The following is a 19,495-nucleotide window of genomic DNA, read 5'->3' on the forward strand; positions in this document are numbered from 1 at the left end:
TCCCATGGGAGCGGCCCGTCGCAACCGGAGCACCGGCCCTCCCCGACTGATGCGCACCGGGGAAGCCGGTGCCGCTGAGTGCATTCTTCCCTTCGGCTTGGCCGTACGTCACGGGCCTGCGCCAAGAGGGCGCTAGTCGCTGGTGATTTCGCGCAGCAGACCGGTGTGCACGTCGAACACGAAGCCGCGCACGTCATCGGTGTGCAGCAGGAACGGCGAGGTGCGCAACCGGGCCATCGACTGCCGTACGTCCTGGTCCACGTCGGAGAACGCCTCCACCGCCCAGGTCGGGCGCTGGCCGACCTCGCGCTCCAGGTCGGTGCGGAAGTCCTCGGTGATGGACTCCATGCCGCAGCCGGTGTGGTGGATCAGCACGACCGAGCGGGTGCCCAGGGCGCGCTGGCTGATGGACAGTGAGCGGATGGTGTCGTCGGTGACCACGCCGCCGGCGTTGCGGATGGTGTGGCAGTCACCCAGTTCGAGGCCGAGCGCGGCGTGCAGGTCGATACGGGCGTCCATGCAGGCGACCACCGCGACCTTCAGTACCGGACGGGCGTCCATACCGGGGTCGTGGAAGGCGGCCGCGTAGCGACGGTTGGCCTCTACCAGGCGGTCGATGACGGACTTGTGGGTGGCGTCAGCGGGAAACGATGCAGGTATGGGCATGCCGTGACCGTAACGGGAGACGGGCGCGCTGTCCCGCCATGGCATGGCCGAAATTGCGTAATTACCACGTCAATTGCCCCGCCTGTGAGGTAACCCACAGGCGGGGAGCCCGCTCCCCTGAACGGGTGAATTGCATGCAGGGGGCGCGCGCTGCCGGGCCCGCCGCGCCGGAGCGCCCCGCATACTGCCGCCGCAACCAGTCTGGCCTGCGGTTTCGTCTGCCACAGTGCTGGCCGGACGGCGCTTGCGTCGGTTGACCGTGGGGCGGCGTGGAGTAAAGTGGCGCGAAGTGGGAGGCGAGGCGCTCCCACTGTGGTGTTTCGGACAGTCCGGGCGGTCGGTGCGGGTCGAGTGCGGGAGGTGCGGATGTTCCTCGGAACGTACGCGCCGCGACTCGACGACAAGAGCCGACTGGTCCTGCCGGCCAAGTTCCGCGACCAGCTCGCCGACGGACTGGTGATCACCAAGGGCCAGGAGCGCTGCCTGTCCGTCTGGCCGGCGACGGAGTTCCGCTCCGTAACCGAGCAGCTGCGGCAGGCGCCGGTGACCTCCAAGGCCGCCCGTGACTACATGCGGGTGCTGTTCGCCGGGGCCACCGACGAGACCCCGGACAAGCAGGGCCGCATCACCATCCCGCAGCCGTTGCGCGACTACGCGGGGCTGTACCGGGACTGCGCGGTGATCGGCGCCAACAACCGGGTCGAGGTGTGGGACGCGGCGGCGTGGGAGCACTACCTCGCCGCCCAGGAGGAGTCCTTCTCGGCCCTGTCGCAGGAGGTGCTTCCCGGAATACTGTGACCGCGCCGCCGCGCACGACGTCGCCAACCGTCCGAACCGTCCGCATCCGAAACACCCGGCAGCCACGCCCGCGCCATCCGCGTACGTGACGCCAGGCCTCCTCCCGCTCCATGGTCTGCTGGTGCTACTTCCCCGGCGCCAGCCGACCGCTTCCCCTTCCGAGCGGGCGGGGACCCGGCGGTACGTCCAGCGTTCCCAGGGCGCAGTCCGACAAGAGGGCCTCCCAGTATGAGCACCACCAGCAACGTTCCTTCCCCGACGCCGCGGTCGCGGCCCGGCGACGCCGGATGGGGGCGGTGACGGTGGAGGAGCCACGGCACGTTCCGGTGATGCTCCAGCGCTGCCTGGAGCTGCTGGCACCGGCGCTGGCCGAGCCCGGCGCGGTGGTGGTCGACGCCACGCTCGGTCTCGGCGGCCACAGCGAGGCGCTGCTGACCAACTTCCCGCAGGCCCGGCTGGTCGCCGTCGACCGCGACCCGGCCGCGCTCAAGCTGGCCGGGGAGCGGCTGGCGCCGTTCGGCGACCGGGCCGCCCTGGTGCACGCCGTGTACGACGAACTGCCCGACGTGCTGGGGCGGTTGGGCATCCCCAAGGTCCAGGGCGTCCTGTTCGACCTCGGCGTCTCCTCCATGCAACTCGACGAGGCCGACCGGGGTTTCGCGTACGCCCAGGACGCGCCGCTGGACATGCGGATGAACCAGGACGTCGGCATCAGCGCCGCCGAGGTCCTCAACACCTATCCGCCCGGCGAACTGGTGCGCATCCTGCGCACCTACGGCGAGGAGAAGTTCGCCCGCAAGATCGTCGAGGCGATCGTGCGCGAACGCGAGCGCGAGCCGTTCCGCAACAGCGCGCGACTGGTCGAACTCATCCGTGAGGCGCTGCCGCAGGCCGCCAAGCGCACCGGCGGCAATCCGGCCAAGCGCACCTTCCAGGCACTGCGCATCGAGGTCAACGGCGAACTGGCGGTGCTGGAACGGGCCATTCCGGCGGCCGTCGGGTCGCTGGCCGTCGGCGGCCGGATCGCCGTGCTGTCGTACCACTCGCTGGAGGACCGACTGGTCAAGCAGGTCTTCGCGGCGGGCGCCAGCAGCACCGCGCCGCCCGGCCTGCCGGTGGTCCCCGAGCGGTACCAGCCGCGGCTGAGGCTGATCACCCGCGGCGCCGAAGTGCCCACCGAGGCGGAGATCGCCGTCAACCGCCGGGCCGCCCCGGCCCGGCTGCGCGCCGCGGAACGGATCCGCGAGGACGTCCAGGACCAGCGGGACGCGCCGTGACCGGCGGCAAACCAAGGCCAGCGGCCCGGCCGGGGCTCGGCCGACTGCTGCCCGCCGCCAGCAGGCGGTCGGCGAAGGCAGCCCGGGCGCCGTTCGTACTGCTGGTGGTGGCGCTGCTGGCCAGCGGGCTGATCTCGCTGCTGCTGCTCAACACGGCGGTGAACCAGGGCTCCTTCCAGCTGTCGAAGCTGAAGAAGGAGACCACCGACCTCACCGACCAGGAGCAGGCGCTCCAGCAGGAGGTCGACCGGGACTCCGCCCCCGGCACGCTGGAGCAGCGGGCCCGGGGACTCGGCATGGTCCCCGGCGGCACCCCGGTCTTCCTTGGCGCCGACGGCAAGGTGCACGGCGTACCCAGCCAGGCCGGCGCGCCACCGAACGCCCCCGCCCCGAGCGCCGGAAGGTGAGCGAGTGACCGAGCCCAGCCCGCCCCGCCGCGGCCAGCCGCCCCGCCAGGCCCCGCGTCGGCCCGCCGCCCCCCGGCCGCGGGCCGACGGCCAGGCCCGGCCGCCGGTGACGCCGACGCTGCGGCTGATGCAGCCCAGGCCGCGGCTGCGGCTGGTCACCGTACTGCTCACGCTGGTGCTGGTGGTCTTCTCCGCGCGCCTGTTCCAGGTGCAGGTGGTCGACTCCTCCGCGTACGCGGCCAAGGCGGACCTCAACCGCTACCAGCCGGTGGAGGTCGCCGCCAAGCGCGGCGACATCACCGACCGCTTCGGCGACCCGCTGGCCACCAGCGTCGACGCGTACGACATCACCGCCGACCCGTACCTGTTCACCCCGCAGCAGGCGAAGATCGACGACGCCCCGCAGCAGGCCGCCAAGCTGCTCGCCCCGATCGTCGGCGGCGACGAGCGGAGCATCGCCCAGCAACTGGCCACGCCCAAGTCACGCTACGTGGTGCTGGCCCGCCGCCAGCTGCCGCAGGTGTGGAAAAGGATCAAGGCCCTCAAGAACCAGCTCGCCGACCAGGCGGCCAGGCGCGGCGCCCCCGGGCTGCTCAACGGAGTGCTGTCCGAGCCCACCAGCAGGCGCGTCTACCCCAACGACGACCTGGCCGCCGGAGTGCTCGGCTTCGTCAACGGCCAACAGCAGGGCGCGGGCGGCCTGGAGGCCGGGCTGAACAGCCAACTCGCCGGGAAACCCGGCAAGAGGACCTACGCCCAGTCCGGCAGCCAGATGATCCCCAGCGCGGGCTTCGACGAGCAGGCGCCGGTCCCGGGCACCAAGGTCGAGCTGACCATCGACCGGGACATCCAGTGGGCCGCCCAGAGCGCCATCAGCCAGCAGGTGCGCCAGTCGCACGCCGACCGCGGCTATGTCGTCGTCCAGGACGCGCGCAACGGCCAGATCCTGGCCATGGCCGACGCCCCCAGCTTCGATCCCAACGACATCGGCGGCGCCGACCCCGCCTCGCTGGGCAACCCCGCGCTGCAGGACGCGTACGAACCCGGCAGCGTCAGCAAGCTGATGTCCATGTCCGCGGTGCTCGACCAGGGCGTCGCCACCCCCTGGACCCATGTGGTGGTCCCCGGCACCCTGCAACGCGGCGACCGGGTCTTCCACGACGACGTCGACCACGGCACCTGGGACCTCACCCTCAACGGGGTGCTGGCCAAGTCCAGCAACATCGGCACGATCCTGGCCACCGGACAGCTCGGCAGCACCCAGAGCCAGGCCAACCAGGTGCTCTACTCCTACCTGAAGAAGTTCGGCATCGGCGATCCCACCGGACTGAACTTCCCCGGCGAGACCCCCGGCATCCTGGCCAGGCCGCAGAACTGGAGCACCTCCCAGCAGTACACCATCCCGTTCGGCCAGGGCCTGTCCGTCAACGCCGTCCAGGCCACCTCGATCTACTCCACCATCGCCAACGGCGGGGTGAGGATCCAGCCGACCCTGGTCAGGGGCACCGTCGGCCCCGACGGCCAGTTCATCCCGGCGCCCGCGCCCAGGAAGACCCGGGTGGTCAGCGAGAAGACCGCGAAGACGGTCGCCGAGATGCTGGAGTCGGTGGTCGGCGACGACCAGGGCACCGGCACCAAGGCGAAGATCGACGGCTACCGGGTGGCCGGCAAGACCGGCACCGCCAACCGCGTCGACCCCAGGACCGGCCGCTACCACGGCTACACGGCGTCGTTCATGGGCTTCGCCCCGGCCGACGCGCCACGGGTGACGGTCTCCTGCGTCATCCAGAACCCGACGGTCGGCAGCTACTTCGGCGGCCAGATCTGCGGGCCGGTGTTCAAGCAGGTCATGGAGTTCGCGTTGAAGACCCTCCAGGTGCCGCCGACCGGTGCCCCGGCGCCGCAGATCCCCGTCGACTTCCAGCCAGGCAAGCAGTGAGGGCGCCGTGACAACGATCACAAATCGGGCGGTAGCTGGAACCGGCGCGGAGCCGTCCCAGCTGGCCCCTTTTCGCCGGGAGGCCGTGTCGCCCGGTAACCTCACCGCCGTGCCACATGCTGATCAGTCCCACCAAGCGCAGGAACCCGGTCACGTCCCGGGCCCCCCGCGCCCGTCCCAGGTCCGCCCGAAGCCGCTCGCGGAGCTGGCCGAACAGCTCGGCACCGCGGCGCCCTCCCCGGGGAAGCCCGCCACCGGCATCACCCACGACTCCCGCGCCGTGCGCACGGGCGACGTCTACGCGGCACTGCCGGGCGCCCGCTTCCACGGCGCCGACTTCGCCGCCCAGGCGGCCGAGCGCGGCGCGGTGGCGATCCTGACCGACCCCGAGGGCGAGCGGCGCGCCGCGGACACCGGGCTGCCGGTCCTCGTGGTGGACCGGCCGCGGGCCCGGATGGGCGCCCTGGCCGCCGCGATCTACGACGAGCCCGGCCGGGACCTGCTGCAGATCGGCATCACCGGCACCTCGGGCAAGACCACCACCGCCTACCTGGTCGAAGGAGGGCTGCGCGCCGCCTACCAGGAGCACACCGGACTGATCGGCACCGTCGAGTCGCGGATCGGCGACGAGCGGATCAAGAGCGAACGCACCACACCGGAGGCCACCGACCTGCAGGCGCTGTTCGCGGTGATGCGCGAGCGCGGCGTGCGCTCCGTCGCCATGGAGGTCTCCAGCCACGCCCTGGTGCTCGGCCGGGTGGACGGCGCGGTCTTCGACATCGCGGTGTTCACCAACCTCAGCCCGGAGCACATGGAGTTCCACTCCGACATGGAGGACTACTTCCAGGCCAAGGCGGCGCTGTTCACCCCGGCCCGCAGCCGCAAGGGAGTGGTCAACCTCGACGACGAGTACGGCCGCAGGCTGCTGAAGGAGGCCACCGTGCCGGTGGTCAGCTTCTCCGCCGAGGGCCACCCGGACGCCGACTGGCGCGCCGAGGACGTCACCGTGGGCCCGCTGGGCAGCAGCTTCACCGTCGTCGGCCCCAGGGGCGAGCGGGTCAAGGCGACCGCCCCGCTGCCCGGCCCGTTCAACGTGGCCAACACGCTGGCCGCGATCACCGCCCTGGTCTCCGCCGGGATCGACCCGCAGACCGCCGCCGACGGCGTGGCCGCGGTGCCCGGCGTGCCCGGCCGACTGGAGCGGGTGGACGAGGGCCAGGGGTATCTGGCGGTGGTCGACTACGCGCACAAGACCGACGCCGTCGAGTCGGTGCTGCGCGCCCTGCGCAAGGTCACCGAGGGCCGGATCCACATCGTGCTCGGCTGCGGCGGCGACCGCGACCAGCAAAAGCGCGGCCCGATGGGCGCCGCCTGCGCCCGGCTCGCCGACACCGCGATCCTCACCTCGGACAACCCGCGCTCCGAGGACCCGCTGGCGATCCTGGCCGCGATGCTGGCCGGCGCCGCCGAAGTCCCCGCGCACGAGCGCGGACAGGTCACCGTGGAGCCCGACCGGGCGGCCGCCATCGCCGCCGCCGTCGCGGTCGCCGAACCCGGGGACACCGTCCTGGTCGCGGGCAAGGGCCATGAACAGGGCCAGGACATCGCCGGAGTGGTTCGCCCCTTCGACGACCGTGAGGTACTGCGTACGGCGATCCGGAACGCCGCGCTTCGGAAAGCCGAAACTCCGCTCAGCCAAGCGAAGGACCAGGACCAGCAGTGATCGCATTCACCCTCGCCGAAATCGCGCAGGCGGTCGGCGGGAGCATGCACGACATACCCGACCCACGCGTCACCGTCACCGGACCCGTGGTGATCGACTCCCGTGAGGTGCGCCCGGGCGCGCTGTTCGCCGCCTTTCGCGGCGAGCGGGTGGACGGGCACGACTTCGCCGAGTCCGCGCTGGCGGCCGGTGCGGTGGCCGTACTGGCCGCCCGGCCGATCGCCGGTCCGGCGATCGTGGTGGACGACGTACAGGCCGCGCTCGGCGCGCTGGCCCGGACCGTCATCGAACGGCTCGGCGCCACCGTCGTCGCGCTCACCGGCTCGGCGGGCAAGACCAGCACCAAGGACCTGATCGCCCAACTGCTGGACAAGATCGGTCCGACGGTCTGGCCGCCCGGCTCCTTCAACAACGAGATCGGGCTGCCGCTGACCGCGCTCCGTGCCGACCAGGACACCCGTCACCTGGTGCTGGAGATGGGCGCGCGGGGCATCGGCCACATCAACTACCTGACCGGACTGACCCCGCCGCGCATCGGGGTGGTGCTCAACGTCGGCACCGCGCACATCGGCGAGTTCGGCGGGCGTGAGCAGATCGCCCAGGCCAAGGGCGAGTTGGTCGAGGCGCTGCCCGCCGCGGCGGACGGCGGCATCGCCGTGCTCAACGCCGACGACCCGCTGGTACGGGCGATGGCGAGCCGCACCAAGGCCCGCACCGTGTTCTTCGGCGAGGCCGAGGAGGCCGACGTACGGGCCGAGGACGTGCGCCTGGACGAAAGCGGACGCCCGGTCTTCACACTCCGCACACCCACCGGGTGCGCCCAAGTGACCTTGCGGCTGTACGGTGAGCACCACGTGTCGAACGCGCTGGCCGCCGCCGCCGTCGCCGGTGAACTGGGCATGCCCGCCTCGCGGATCGCCTCCGCGCTCTCGGAGGCGGGCACACTCTCACGCTGGCGGATGGAGGTCGTCGAGCGGCCGGACGGTGTGACGGTCGTCAACGACGCCTACAACGCGAACCCGGACTCCATGCGGGCTGCGCTCCGCGCACTCGCGGCCATGGGTAAGGGACGCCGCACATGGGCGGTGCTCGGCGAGATGGCCGAGCTCGGTGGGGAGTCCCTCGCCGAGCACGACGCGGTCGGGCGGCTCGCCGTCCGGCTCAACGTCAGCAAGCTCGTGGCCGTGGGCGGCCAGGCGGCCGCCTGGCTGGACATGGGCGCCAAGAACGAGGGTTCGTGGGGTGAGGAGTCGGTGCACGTGTCCGACGCGGAGACGGCGATCGATTTGTTGCGCAGCGAAGTGCGCCCGGGGGATGTCGTGCTGGTGAAGGCATCGAGGTCGGTCGGCCTGGAGCGGGTGGCGATGGCCCTGCTCGACGGTGCCGAGGGCGAGGGCGCTCACTGATGAAGCAGATCCTCATCTCCGGTGTCATCGCGCTGTTCCTGTCGCTGGTCGGCACTCCGCTGCTGATCAAACTGCTGGCCCGCAAGGGCTACGGGCAGTTCATCCGCGACGACGGCCCCAAGGAACACCACAGCAAGCGCGGCACCCCGACCATGGGTGGTATCGCGTTCATCCTGGCGACGTTGATCGCGTATGCCCTGACGAAGGTCATCGTCTCCGAACGCCCCACGATGTCCGGTCTGTTGGTGCTGTTCCTGTTCGCCGGACTGGGCGTGGTCGGCTTCCTCGACGACTACATCAAGATCGTCAAGCAGCGCAGCCTGGGCCTGCGGGCCAAGGCCAAGATGGCCGGACAGTTCATCGTCGGCATCACCTTCGCGATCCTGTCCCTCAACTTCGCCGACGGCCGCGGCACCACGCCCGCGTCCACCCGGCTGTCGTTCACCCAGGACTTCGGCTGGTCGATCGGCCCGGTGATCTTCGTGATCTGGGCGCTGTTCATGATCCTGGCGATGTCCAACGGCGTGAACCTCACCGACGGTCTGGACGGTCTGGCCACCGGCGCCTCGGTGATGGTCTTCGCCGCGTACACCGTCATCGGTGTGTGGCAGTACGGGCAGTCCTGCTCCAACCCGCTGACCGCGGGCCCGGGTTGCTATGACGTACGTGATCCGCTGGACCTGGCGGTGGTGGCGGCGGCCTTGATGGGCGCGTGCTTCGGCTTCCTGTGGTGGAACACCTCGCCCGCCAAGATCTTCATGGGCGACACCGGTTCGCTGGCGCTCGGCGGCGCGCTGGCGGGGTTGGCGATCTGCTCGCGCACCGAGCTGCTGCTGGCCATCCTCGGCGGCCTGTTCGTGCTGATCACCCTCTCCGTGGTGATCCAGGTCGGCTCCTTCCGGCTCACCGGAAGGCGGGTCTTCCGAATGGCGCCGCTACAGCACCACTTCGAGCTGAAGGGGTGGAGCGAGGTCCTGGTGGTGGTCCGGTTCTGGATCATCCAGGGCATGTGCATGGCCGTCGGCCTGGGCCTGTTCTACGCGGGCTTCGTCGCGGCAAAGTAAGGACTGCCATGGAACTGTCGGGGAACCTCCCGGGGGAGCTCTCAGCGAACCTCCCGGGAAAGCACGTCACCGTCGCCGGGCTCGGCGTCACCGGCGTCAGCGCCGCCCGCGCCCTCGCCGGACTCGGCGCCCGGGTCACGGTGGTGGACGGCGGTGACGGCGAGAAGCAGCGGCAGGCCGCCGCCCAGCTGGAGGCGGCGGGCATCGCGGTACGCCGCGGCGACGCGGACACGCTGCCCGAGCCCACCGACCTCGTCGTCACCTCGCCGGGCTGGAAGCCGACCAGCCCGCTGTTCGCCGCCGCCGCGGCGGCGGACGTGCCGGTGTGGGGGGACGTGGAACTCGCCTGGCGGCTGAGGGGTCCGGGGGCCGCCGAGTGGCTCGCGGTGACCGGTACCAACGGCAAGACCACCACGGTGCAGATGCTCGCCTCGATCCTGCGGGCCGCGGGCCTGCGCACCGCGGCCGTCGGCAACATCGGCACCCCGATCCTGGACGTGGTGCTCTCCGGCGAGCCGTACGACGTGCTCGCCGTCGAGCTGTCCAGCTACCAACTGCACTGGGCGCCCAGCGTTCGCGCGCACTCCGCCGCCGTGCTCAACCTCGCCCCCGACCACCTCGACTGGCACGGCTCGATGGCCGCCTACGCCGCCGACAAGGGCCGCGTCTACGAGGGCAACAAGGTCGCCTGCGTCTACAACACCGCCGACCCGGCCACCGAGGAACTGGTGCGCGCCGCCGACGTGGAGGAGGGCTGCCGGGCCATCGGCTTCACCCTCGGCACGCCCGCGCCCTCCCAACTCGGCGTGGTGGAAGGCCTCCTGGTCGACCGAGCCTTCGTGCCGGACCGGCAGAAGAACGCCCAGGAACTCGCCGGGATCCACGACGTCGCCGCGTCCTCTCGGGCCTCCGAATCCCCGGCCCCGCACAACATCGCCAACGCGCTGGCCGCCGCCGCGCTCGCCCGCGCCTACGGCGTGGAGCCGCAGGCGGTGCGCGACGGGCTGCGCGCCTTCCGGCCGGACGCGCACCGCATCGCGCTGGTGGCGAGCGTGGACGGCGTGGAGTACGTCGACGACTCCAAGGCCACCAACACCCATGCCGCGGAGGCGTCGTTGGCCGCCTACGAGCACGTGGTGTGGATCGCGGGCGGTCTCGCCAAGGGCGCCACGTTCGACGAACTTGTCGCCAAATCGGCAAAGCGGCTTCGCGGGGCGGTGCTCATCGGTGCCGACCGCGCGCTGATCGCCGAAGCGCTTCGGCGACACGCCCCCGAGGTCCCGGTGGTGGAACTGGAACGGACCGACACTGAAGCGATGACGGCCGTGGTCGACGCCGCCAAAGCGCTTGCCCAGCCCGGCGACACCGTCCTGCTGGCCCCCGCCTGTGCCTCGATGGACATGTTCGCCGACTACGGCAAGCGCGGCGATGCCTTCGCCGCGGCCGTACGGGCTCTGCACAACAACCAATAGCCGGTCGTCCACGCGTCGCCGAGGACCCGGCGCGACGCACCGATGGAGGGGACGCGCATGACGGCCGACCGCTCTACCGCCCGTGGCCGCCGCCCCGGGCCGGGAGCGCAGCCGCTGCCCGGCCGCCGCACCCCGGCCGCCGCCCCGGGCGCCCCGCCGCGCGGCTCCGCCCGGCCCGCCACGCCGCGTACCGGCGCACCGCGCCCCCCGCTGCGGGGGGCGCGGATCGCGTACGAGCGGGCCAGGAGGGCCTGGGACCGGCCACTGACCGCGTACTACCTGATCGTCGGCGGCAGTGCGCTGATCACCGTGCTCGGCCTGGTGATGGTCTTCTCCGCCTCCCAGGTCAAGGCGTTGCAGATGGGCCTGCCGGGCACGTACTTCTTCCGCAAGCAGCTGCTCGCGGCGGCCATCGGCGCCTTGCTGCTGGTGGTGGCCGCCCGGCTGCCGGTGCGCACCCATCGGACGCTGGCCTATCCACTGCTCGCCGGATCGATTTTCCTGATGGCGCTGGTGCAGGTGCCGGGGATAGGGAAGAAGGTCAACGGCAACCAGAACTGGCTGTCACTGGGCGGCCCGTTCCAGATGCAGCCCAGCGAGTTCGCCAAGCTCGCCCTGGTGCTCTGGGGCGCCGACCTGCTGGCCCGCAAGTGCGAGAAGCGGCTGCTCACCGAGTGGAAGCACCTGCTGGTGCCGCTGGTGCCGGTGGTGATGCTGATCCTCGGGCTGATCCTGCTCGGCGGTGATATGGGCACCGCGATCGTGCTCACCGCGATGTTGTTCGGGCTGCTGTGGCTGGCCGGGGCGCCCACCCGGATGTTCGCGGGCGTGCTCGGGGTGGCGGGGCTGCTCGCACTGCTGTTGATCAAGACCAGTCCGCACCGGATGTCCCGGTTGGCATGCATCGGCGCCACCGATCCCGGGGCCAACGACCAGTGCTGGCAGGCGGTGCACGGGCTCTACGCACTCGCCTCGGGCGGATGGTTTGGTTCCGGTCTTGGCGCGAGTGTGGAAAAATGGGGTCAACTCCCCGAACCTCATACCGACTTCATCTTCGCCGTGACCGGGGAGGAACTCGGCCTCGCGGGGACGCTGTCGGTGCTCGGCCTGTTCGCGGCTCTAGGCTATGCGGGTATCCGCGTGGCCGGACGCACGGAGGACCCCTTCGTCAGGTTCGCGGCGGGAAGCGTGACCACCTGGATCATGGCCCAGGCGGTGGTCAACATCGGGTCGGTGCTCGGTCTGCTGCCGATCGCCGGGGTTCCGCTCCCGCTGTTCTCCTACGGGGGTTCGGCGTTGCTGCCGACCATGTTCGCCATCGGGCTGCTGATCTCGTTCGCCAGGAGCGAGCCCGGCGCCCGGGCGGCACTGGCCGCGCGGGGGGCGGGTCCTGTGACAGGGGCAATGACACGTAGCATGCGACGACTCGTGAGACGTCGGTCGTCCAGGAAGCGGTGAAATTCGGTGCATGTCGTTCTCGCCGGCGGGGGGACCGCCGGCCACATCGAGCCCGCGCTCGCGCTCGCGGATGCCCTGCGCAGGCAGGACCCGACCGTGGGGATCACGGCGCTCGGTACGGAGCGGGGCCTGGAGACCAGGCTGGTTCCGGAACGCGGCTACGAACTGGCGTTGATCCCCGCCGTGCCGCTGCCCCGCAGACCCACAGCGGAACTGATCACCGTGCCGGGTCGGCTGCGCGGCACCATCAAGGCCGCGGAGCAGGTGCTGGAGCGCACCAAGGCCTCCTGCGTGGTGGGCTTCGGCGGTTATGTGGCGCTGCCCGGCTACCTGGCCGCCAAGCGGCTCGGGGTGCCGATCGTGGTGCACGAGGCCAACGCCCGCCCGGGCCTCGCCAACAAGATCGGTTCCCGGTACGCGAAGGTCGTCGCGGTCAGCACCCCGGACAGCAAGCTGCGCGACGCCCGCTACATCGGCATCCCGCTGCGCCGCTCCATCGCCACCCTGGACCGGGCCGCGATGCGCCCCCAGGCGCGCGCGGCGTTCGGCCTGGACCCCAACCTGCCCACCCTGCTGGTCTCCGGCGGCTCGCAGGGCGCCCGCAGGCTCAACGAGACCATCCAGGCGGTCGCCCCCCGGCTCCAGCAGTCCGGCGTGCAGATCCTGCACGCGGTCGGCCCCAAGAACGAGCTGCCGCAGCCGAACAACATGCCGGGCATGCCCCCGTACATCCCGGTTCCGTACCTCGACCGCATGGACCTGGCGTACGCCGCGGCCGACATGATGCTCTGCCGCGCCGGTGCCATGACCGTGGCCGAGCTGTCCGCGGTGGGCCTGCCCGCCGCCTACGTGCCGCTGCCGATCGGCAACGGCGAACAGCGGCTCAACGCCCAGCCGGTGGTCAAGGCGGGCGGCGGCCTGCTGGTCGACGACGCCGAGCTGACCCCGGAGTGGGTGCTGGGCAGCGTCCTGCCGGTGCTGACCGATCCGCACCGGTTGTACGAGATGTCGCGTGCCGCCGCCGAGTTCGGCCGCCGCGACGCCGACGAACTGCTCGTCGGCATGGTGCACGAGGCCATCGCCACCGGCCGGGCAGGATAGGCGGGGACCGTGCAGCAGTCTTGAGGAGGGGCAGTGGCCGGACCGACGACCGCCGACCGTGAGCGGGCTCGCCCGGTCCGGCCGCGCCCCTCTTCCGCCCGCCCGCCACGCCTGCGGCTGTCCCGGCGCGGTGTGCTGGCGTTGCTGGTGACGGCCGTGCTGCTGCTGGCGGGCGGTGTGTATCTGGTATACGGCTCACCGTGGCTGAGGGTGCGCCAGCTTCGGGTCTCGGGCACCCGGGTGCTCACCCCGGACCAGGTCAAGGCCGCGGCGGCGGTGCGGACAGGGGCGCCGTTGGTCTCGGTCGACACCCGCGCGGTGGCGGACCGGCTCCGTTCGAGGCTGTTGCGGATCGCCTCGGTTGACGTCCAACGGTCGTGGCCGGACACGATCGCGCTGAAAGTAACCGAGCGAACACCAAAAGCGGTTCTCAAAAAGGACGGAAAGTTCCAGGAACTGGACGCGGACGGTGTCCGATTTGCTACGGACTCGACGGCTCCGCCCGGAGTTCCGTCCGTCGAATTGGCGGGCGACGCGGCGTCGGGGGACCAGAACCAGTCTCCCAGCAACCGCTATTTCGGGACAGATCGACTTCTGCGCGCGGCGGCACAAGTTGCTATGGATCTCCCTGAAGCCGTACAGAGGCAGACACAAGTCATCCAGGTGCGGTCGTTTGACGCCATCTCACTGGAACTCGCCGGTGGTCGGACGGTCCTGTGGGGCAGTGCGGAACGCGGTGCGCAGAAGGCCGTCGCACTGGCCGCGCTGATGAGGGCGGCGGGCGGTGCCACGCACTACGACGTGAGCGCGCCCACCGCGCCCGCGTCATCGGGTAGTTGACGGCGAAGATTGTCCGGGGCCACCCTGGTTGGCCCGCATCGAGCGTGATCACATAGGGTCAAAAGAAAAGCGGGAGGTTCGGCGTGTTCGTTGAACGAGTACCGCTTGTCGACTTAGTGTCCTGTGCAGACGGACACAAGGAACAGACATACTGGTAACCCTAAACCTCAGGGTTAGGGTTCGGGTCGGCGTCCGAACCGTCCCATCGGCATCCGTCGGCGCACCGCGACTTCGCGAGGCGGCGACACGTAAATCGAGGCGAGAGGCCTTCGACGTGGCAGCACCGCAGAACTACCTCGCAGTCATCAAGGTCGTCGGCATTGGCGGCGGAGGCGTCAACGCCATCAACCGGATGATCGAGGTCGGTCTCAAGGGCGTCGAGTTCATCGCGATCAACACCGATGCGCAGGCCCTGCTGATGAGCGACGCCGACGTCAAGCTCGATGTCGGCCGTGAGCTCACCCGCGGCCTCGGCGCCGGTGCCAACCCCGATGTCGGCCGCAAGGCCGCCGAGGACCACCGCGAGGAGATCGAGGAGGTCCTCAAGGGGGCCGACATGGTCTTCGTCACCGCGGGCGAGGGCGGCGGCACCGGCACCGGTGGCGCACCCGTCGTCGCCAACATCGCCCGTTCGCTGGGCGCGTTGACGATCGGCGTGGTCACCCGGCCGTTCACCTTCGAGGGCCGCCGCCGCGCCAACCAGGCCGAGGACGGCATCGCGGACCTGCGCGACGAGGTCGACACCCTGATCGTCATCCCCAACGACCGCCTGCTGTCCATCTCCGACCGCCAGGTCAGCGTGCTGGACGCGTTCAAGTCGGCGGACCAGGTGCTGCTCTCCGGTGTGCAGGGCATCACCGACCTGATCACCACCCCGGGCCTGATCAACCTGGACTTCGCGGACGTCAAGTCGGTGATGTCCGAGGCGGGTTCGGCGCTGATGGGCATCGGCTCGGCGCGCGGCGACGACCGCGCGGTGGCCGCCGCCGAGATGGCGATCTCCTCGCCGCTGCTGGAGGCGTCCATCGACGGCGCCCGCGGCGTGCTGCTGTCCATCTCCGGCGGCTCGGACCTGGGTCTGTTCGAGATCAACGAGTCGGCCCAACTGGTCAGCGAGGCCGCGCACCCCGAGGCCAACATCATCTTCGGCGCCGTCATCGACGACGCGCTCGGCGACGAGGTACGGGTCACCGTCATCGCCGCCGGGTTCGACGGCGGCCAACCGCCCACCAAGAACCGCGAGAAGGTGCTGGGCTCCTACGGCGGCCGCGACGAGAACGCCCCGTCCGCCCCGTCCGCCGCCTCCCGCATCGGCAGCCAGCCGACCGAGCCGCCGCGCCCGGTGTTCGGCGGCCTCGGCAGCGTCACCCCGCGCGAGCCCGAGCCGGTGCGCGAGGAGAAGCCGGAACCCGCGGTGGCCGCCGAGGCGCCGACCGCCCCGCTCACCCCGCCGCAGGTGCCCCCGGCCCGTCCCTACCAGGACAGCCAGGCCGAGGAGCTGGACGTCCCCGACTTCCTGAAGTGATCCGGCCCAGTTGATAATTCGGCAGCGTTATGAAGTGAGCGGCGCCCACTTCGCCTTCACCGACCGGTGGGGCGGGGTGAGCGCCGCTCCGTACGAGGAGCTCAACCTCGGCGGCGCGGTCGGCGACGACCCGGCCGCCGTACGGGCCAACCGAGAACTGGCCGCCAAGTCACTGGGGCTTGACCCCGATCGCGTGGTCTGGATGAACCAGGTGCACGGCAACGACGTGGCACACGTCACCGCCCCCTGGGGTGACGCGCCGGTCCCGAAGGTGGACGCCGTGGTCACCGCCCGCCCGGGCCTCGCGCTCGCCGTGCTCACCGCGGACTGCGTGCCAGTGCTGCTGGCCGACCCGGAGGCGGGCGTGGTGGCCGCGGCGCACTCGGGGCGGCCGGGCCTGGTGGCCGGAGTGGTTCCGGCGGCGGTCGAGGCGATGACCGAACTCGGCGCGCGGCCCGAGCGCATCACCGCCTTCACCGGACCCTCGGTCTGCGGCCGGTGCTACGAGGTGCCGGAGCGGATGCGGGCCGGGGTCGCCGAGGTGGTCCCGGAGGCCTGGGCGCAGACGAGTTGGGGGACACCCGCGGTCGATGTGGCCGCCGGAGTGCATGCCCAGCTCGCCCGACTTGGGGTGGCAAGAAGAGAGAAATCCCATATCTGCACCCTGGAGTCGGCGGACCACTTCTCCTACCGACGCGACCGCACGACGGGGCGGCTCGCCGGATACGTATGGCTGGACGGCAGCGAGTGACGGAGAGATGACGGACAGAAAGGCCCAACTGGCCACAAATCTGGCCCGGGTCGAGCGACGCATCACCCAGGCGTGCGCCGCGGCGGGGCGGGAGCGCGAGGAGGTGACCCTGGTCGTGGTCACCAAGACCTACCCGGCGAGCGATGTGAGGCTGCTCGCCGAACTCGGGGTACGGGAGGTCGCCGAGAACCGGGACCAGGACGCGGCGCCCAAGGCCGCCGAATGTGCCGAACTCGACCTGAAATGGCACTTCGTGGGGCAACTACAGACCAACAAGGCGCGTTCTGTGGTGCGTTATGCAGATTTCGTGCACTCTGTGGACCGTTTGCGACTGGTTGACGCGTTGTCGAACGCCGCGGTGCGGGTCGGGCGCGAGGTGGGCTGTCTGGTGCAGGTGGCACTCGACGCCCCGTCAGGATCAGTTGGCGGTCGGGGCGGTGCGGCCCCGGACGACGTGGCCGCCGTCGCCGACGCGATCGCCGCGGCCCCGGGGCTCCGGCTCGCGGGGTTGATGACTGTAGCGCCGCTAGCCGGGGCGTACGCGGGAAAACCGCGCGCCGCCTTCGACCGGCTGATGGAAATCGCATCCTCGCTGCGCGAAGCGCATCCGGCTGCAACCATGGTGTCTGCAGGGATGAGTTCGGACCTTGAGGACGCCGTCGCCGCCGGTGCGACACATGTACGCGTCGGTACGGCGGTACTCGGAGTCCGTCCCGCCCTCGGGTAACGTCACGAGGAAGTCGGACCACAGCAGAAAATATGGTCATGCTCCGTCACATCACGGAGCTGACCCAGTGGATCCCCTCACCTGGTGACGGTGCCGATCCACCACAGAGCGGAGGACGCAGAGCATGGCCGGCGCGATGCGCAAGATGGCGGTCTACCTCGGCCTCGTGGAGGACGATGGGTACGACGGCCCGGGGTTCGACCCCGACGACGAGTTCGAGCCCGAGCCAGAACCCGACCGGGCGCGACGACAACACCAGTCAACTCAGGAGGAACCGGCGCGAATCGTGCATGCTCCGGCTCCCCGGGAACCCCGGATCGCCCCCGTGGCATCCATCACACCTGAACGCCGCACTCTGGAGAAGAACGCACCGGTGATCATGCCCAAGGTTGTGTCGGAGCGAGAGCCGTATCGAATCACCACGCTTCACCCCCGGACGTACAACGAAGCCCGTACGATCGGGGAACACTTCCGCGAGAGCACCCCGGTGATCATGAACTTGACGGAGATGGATGACACGGATGCGAAGCGTCTTGTTGACTTTGCCGCCGGTTTGGTCTTCGGTCTGCACGGGAGCATTGAGCGGGTGACGCAGAAGGTGTTCCTGCTGTCTCCTGCTAACGTCGATGTCACGGCGGAGGACAAAGCCCGTATCGCCGAGGGCGGGTTCTTCAACCAGAGCTGAGACAGCGACCATGTGGGACCGGACCGACGGGGACAGCGGAGAGCAGGGGAGAGGGGAGCGCGATCGCGATGGGTGTCGCAAAACAGGTCATCTACATCGCGTTGATGTGTTTCCTGATCGTACTGATCTTCCGGCTGGTGATGGACTACGTCTTCCAGTTCGCCCGATCGTGGCGTCCTGGCAAGGTGATGGTGGTCCTTCTCGAAGCCACCTACACTGTCACCGATCCGCCACTCAAGCTACTGCGGCGGTTCATCCCGCCGCTGCGTCTCGGGGGCGTGGCGCTCGACCTGTCCTTCTTCGTACTGATGATCATCGTCTACATCCTGATCTCCGTCGTGGCCAGGCTGTGAACGATACGGTCTTGCCGATTGCCGACGATCACGTTGAGGTGAAGAGATGCCGCTGACCCCCGAGGACGTTCGTAACAAGCAGTTCACGACCGTCCGCCTCCGCGAAGGCTATGACGAGGACGAGGTCGACGCCTTCCTCGACGAGGTCGAGGCGGAGCTCACCAGGCTGCTGCGGGAGAACGAGGACCTCCGCGCCAAACTCGCCGCGGCAACCCGGGCTGCCGCGCAGAACCAGCAGCGCAAGCCCGACCCGCAGGACCGGCAGGGGGCTCCCGTCCCCGCCGCCATATCCGGCCCGCAGCCGGTGCCGCCGGGCCAGCAGCAGATGGGCGGTCCGCCCCAACTGCCTGGCGCCCCGCAGCTTCCGGCTGGTCCGAGCGGGCAGCAGGGCCCGATGGGTCCCGGCCCGATGGGTCAGGGTCCGATGGGTCAGGGTCCGATGGGCCCCGGCCCGATGGGTCAGGGTCACCCGATGCAGCAGGGTCACCCCATGCAGCAGGGTGGTCCCGGTGGCGACAGCGCCGCGCGTGTGCTGTCGCTGGCGCAGCAGACCGCTGACCAGGCGATCGCGGAGGCCCGTTCCGAGGCCAACAAGATCGTCGGCGAGGCCCGCAGCCGCGCCGAGGGCCTGGAGCGGGACGCCCGCGCCAAGGCGGACGCCCTGGAGCGGGACGCGCAGGAGAAGCACCGCGTCGCGATGGGCTCGCTGGAGTCGGCCCGCGCCACGCTGGAGCGCAAGGTCGAGGATCTGCGCGGCTTCGAGCGCGAGTACCGCACCCGGCTGAAGTCCTACCTGGAAAGCCAGCTTCGGCAGCTGGAGAACCAGGCGGATGACTCGCTGGCCCCGCCGCGTACCCCCGCGACCGCGTCGCTGCCCTCGTCGTCCACCATGGGCGGTTCGCTCGGTGGCGGCACCATGGGCGGCTCGATGGGCAGCGGTATGGCCGCGGCCGGTGCCGGAGCGATGGGGCACGCCAATGGCGGCAACCAGACCTACGGCGGCCAGCAGATGGGCGGCGGTGGCGGCGGTGCGCAGACCTACGGTGGTCAGCAGCAGATGTCGCCGGCGATGACCCAGCCGATGGCTCCGGTTCGCCCGCAGGGGCCGCAGCCGCTGCAGCAGGCACCCACGCCGATGAGGGGTTTCCTCATCGACGAGGACGACAACTGATCGCTCGCCGCACCAGGCGAAGCCAAGGGCCGGGCCCCGGGGACACGTTCCCTCGGGGCCCGGCCCTTTTTGGGTTGGGTTGCGGGGACGCGACCCGTTGTGCGCCCAACGGGAGAATCGCCGGGCGGGGGC

Annotated in this window: 18 protein-coding genes; 17 read left to right on the plus strand and 1 reads right to left on the minus strand. The window is 70.7% G+C overall.

Annotation, left to right across the window (positions count from 1 at the left end):
* Positions 1–132: 132 nt before the first annotated feature.
* Positions 133–666: a beta-class carbonic anhydrase gene (locus NON19_RS27725; protein ID WP_255931847.1), complete on the minus strand. Its 534-nt coding sequence runs from the start codon at positions 664–666 to the stop codon at positions 133–135.
* Positions 667–1,032: 366 nt separating this feature from the next.
* Here NON19_RS27725 and mraZ point away from each other — a divergent pair, with 366 nt between their 5' ends.
* The 17 genes from mraZ to NON19_RS27810 all read left to right on the plus strand — a co-directional run bounded on the left by mraZ (position 1,033) and on the right by NON19_RS27810 (position 19,363).
* Positions 1,033–1,464, plus strand: coding sequence for a division/cell wall cluster transcriptional repressor MraZ (mraZ, locus tag NON19_RS27730; protein ID WP_255931848.1), 432 nt, complete (start codon positions 1,033–1,035; stop codon positions 1,462–1,464).
* A gap of 287 nt (positions 1,465–1,751) precedes the next feature.
* Entirely contained in the window at positions 1,752–2,741 is a 990-nt protein-coding gene (gene rsmH, locus NON19_RS27735; protein ID WP_372514314.1) for a 16S rRNA (cytosine(1402)-N(4))-methyltransferase RsmH, read from the plus strand.
* Positions 2,738–3,148 carry a cell division protein FtsL gene (ftsL, locus tag NON19_RS27740; protein ID WP_308213746.1) on the plus strand — a complete coding sequence of 137 codons (411 nt, stop codon included), beginning with the start codon at positions 2,738–2,740 and terminating at the stop codon, positions 3,146–3,148. The genes rsmH and ftsL overlap by 4 nt, the downstream gene beginning before the upstream one ends.
* A gap of 4 nt (positions 3,149–3,152) precedes the next feature.
* Positions 3,153–5,087 carry a peptidoglycan D,D-transpeptidase FtsI family protein gene (locus NON19_RS27745; RefSeq protein ID WP_255931849.1) on the plus strand — a complete coding sequence of 645 codons (1,935 nt, stop codon included), beginning with the start codon at positions 3,153–3,155 and terminating at the stop codon, positions 5,085–5,087.
* A 7-nt stretch (positions 5,088–5,094) separates the two neighbouring features.
* On the plus strand, positions 5,095–6,810 hold the full coding sequence (locus NON19_RS27750; RefSeq protein WP_372514315.1) for a UDP-N-acetylmuramoyl-L-alanyl-D-glutamate--2,6-diaminopimelate ligase: 1,716 nt from the start codon (positions 5,095–5,097) through the stop codon (positions 6,808–6,810).
* A complete protein-coding gene (locus NON19_RS27755) occupies positions 6,807–8,216 on the plus strand; it encodes a UDP-N-acetylmuramoyl-tripeptide--D-alanyl-D-alanine ligase (RefSeq protein WP_255931851.1) in 1,410 nt (469 codons plus the stop codon). Before NON19_RS27750 ends, NON19_RS27755 begins: the two co-directional genes overlap by 4 nt.
* Positions 8,216–9,280, plus strand: coding sequence for a phospho-N-acetylmuramoyl-pentapeptide-transferase (gene mraY / locus NON19_RS27760; RefSeq protein WP_255931852.1), 1,065 nt, complete (start codon positions 8,216–8,218; stop codon positions 9,278–9,280). Before NON19_RS27755 ends, mraY begins: the two co-directional genes overlap by 1 nt.
* Before the next feature lie 8 nt (positions 9,281–9,288).
* Complete coding sequence (gene murD, locus NON19_RS27765; RefSeq protein WP_255931853.1) at positions 9,289–10,752, plus strand: UDP-N-acetylmuramoyl-L-alanine--D-glutamate ligase; 1,464 nt, start codon at positions 9,289–9,291, stop codon at positions 10,750–10,752.
* 57 nt (positions 10,753–10,809) lie between these two features.
* The gene (ftsW, locus tag NON19_RS27770; RefSeq protein WP_255931854.1) at positions 10,810–12,210 is read left to right on the plus strand and encodes a putative lipid II flippase FtsW; all 1,401 of its coding nucleotides are present in this window, start codon (positions 10,810–10,812) and stop codon (positions 12,208–12,210) included.
* 6 nt (positions 12,211–12,216) lie between these two features.
* Positions 12,217–13,311: an undecaprenyldiphospho-muramoylpentapeptide beta-N-acetylglucosaminyltransferase gene (gene murG / locus NON19_RS27775; protein WP_255931855.1), complete on the plus strand. Its 1,095-nt coding sequence runs from the start codon at positions 12,217–12,219 to the stop codon at positions 13,309–13,311.
* 33 nt (positions 13,312–13,344) lie between these two features.
* Positions 13,345–14,151 (plus strand): cell division protein FtsQ/DivIB, encoded by an 807-nt coding sequence (locus NON19_RS27780; protein ID WP_255931856.1) that lies wholly within the window; start codon positions 13,345–13,347, stop codon positions 14,149–14,151.
* Positions 14,152–14,425: 274 nt separating this feature from the next.
* The gene (gene ftsZ, locus NON19_RS27785; RefSeq protein WP_255931857.1) at positions 14,426–15,676 is read left to right on the plus strand and encodes a cell division protein FtsZ; all 1,251 of its coding nucleotides are present in this window, start codon (positions 14,426–14,428) and stop codon (positions 15,674–15,676) included.
* A gap of 13 nt (positions 15,677–15,689) precedes the next feature.
* A complete protein-coding gene (gene pgeF / locus NON19_RS27790; protein ID WP_255931870.1) occupies positions 15,690–16,427 on the plus strand; it encodes a peptidoglycan editing factor PgeF in 738 nt (245 codons plus the stop codon).
* Between the two features lie 7 nt (positions 16,428–16,434).
* Positions 16,435–17,154, plus strand: a complete 720-nt coding sequence (locus NON19_RS27795) for a YggS family pyridoxal phosphate-dependent enzyme (protein ID WP_255931858.1) — start codon at positions 16,435–16,437, stop codon at positions 17,152–17,154.
* Between the two features lie 124 nt (positions 17,155–17,278).
* Positions 17,279–17,839 carry a cell division protein SepF gene (locus NON19_RS27800; protein ID WP_255931859.1) on the plus strand — a complete coding sequence of 187 codons (561 nt, stop codon included), beginning with the start codon at positions 17,279–17,281 and terminating at the stop codon, positions 17,837–17,839.
* A 68-nt stretch (positions 17,840–17,907) separates the two neighbouring features.
* Positions 17,908–18,192 carry a YggT family protein gene (locus tag NON19_RS27805; protein ID WP_255931860.1) on the plus strand — a complete coding sequence of 95 codons (285 nt, stop codon included), beginning with the start codon at positions 17,908–17,910 and terminating at the stop codon, positions 18,190–18,192.
* A gap of 46 nt (positions 18,193–18,238) precedes the next feature.
* Entirely contained in the window at positions 18,239–19,363 is a 1,125-nt protein-coding gene (locus NON19_RS27810) for a DivIVA domain-containing protein (protein WP_255931861.1), read from the plus strand.
* Positions 19,364–19,495: the final 132 nt, after the last annotated feature.

Origin of the sequence: Streptantibioticus rubrisoli (genome assembly GCF_024436055.1) — a bacterium.
Taxonomy (GTDB): domain Bacteria; phylum Actinomycetota; class Actinomycetes; order Streptomycetales; family Streptomycetaceae; genus Streptantibioticus_A; species Streptantibioticus_A rubrisoli.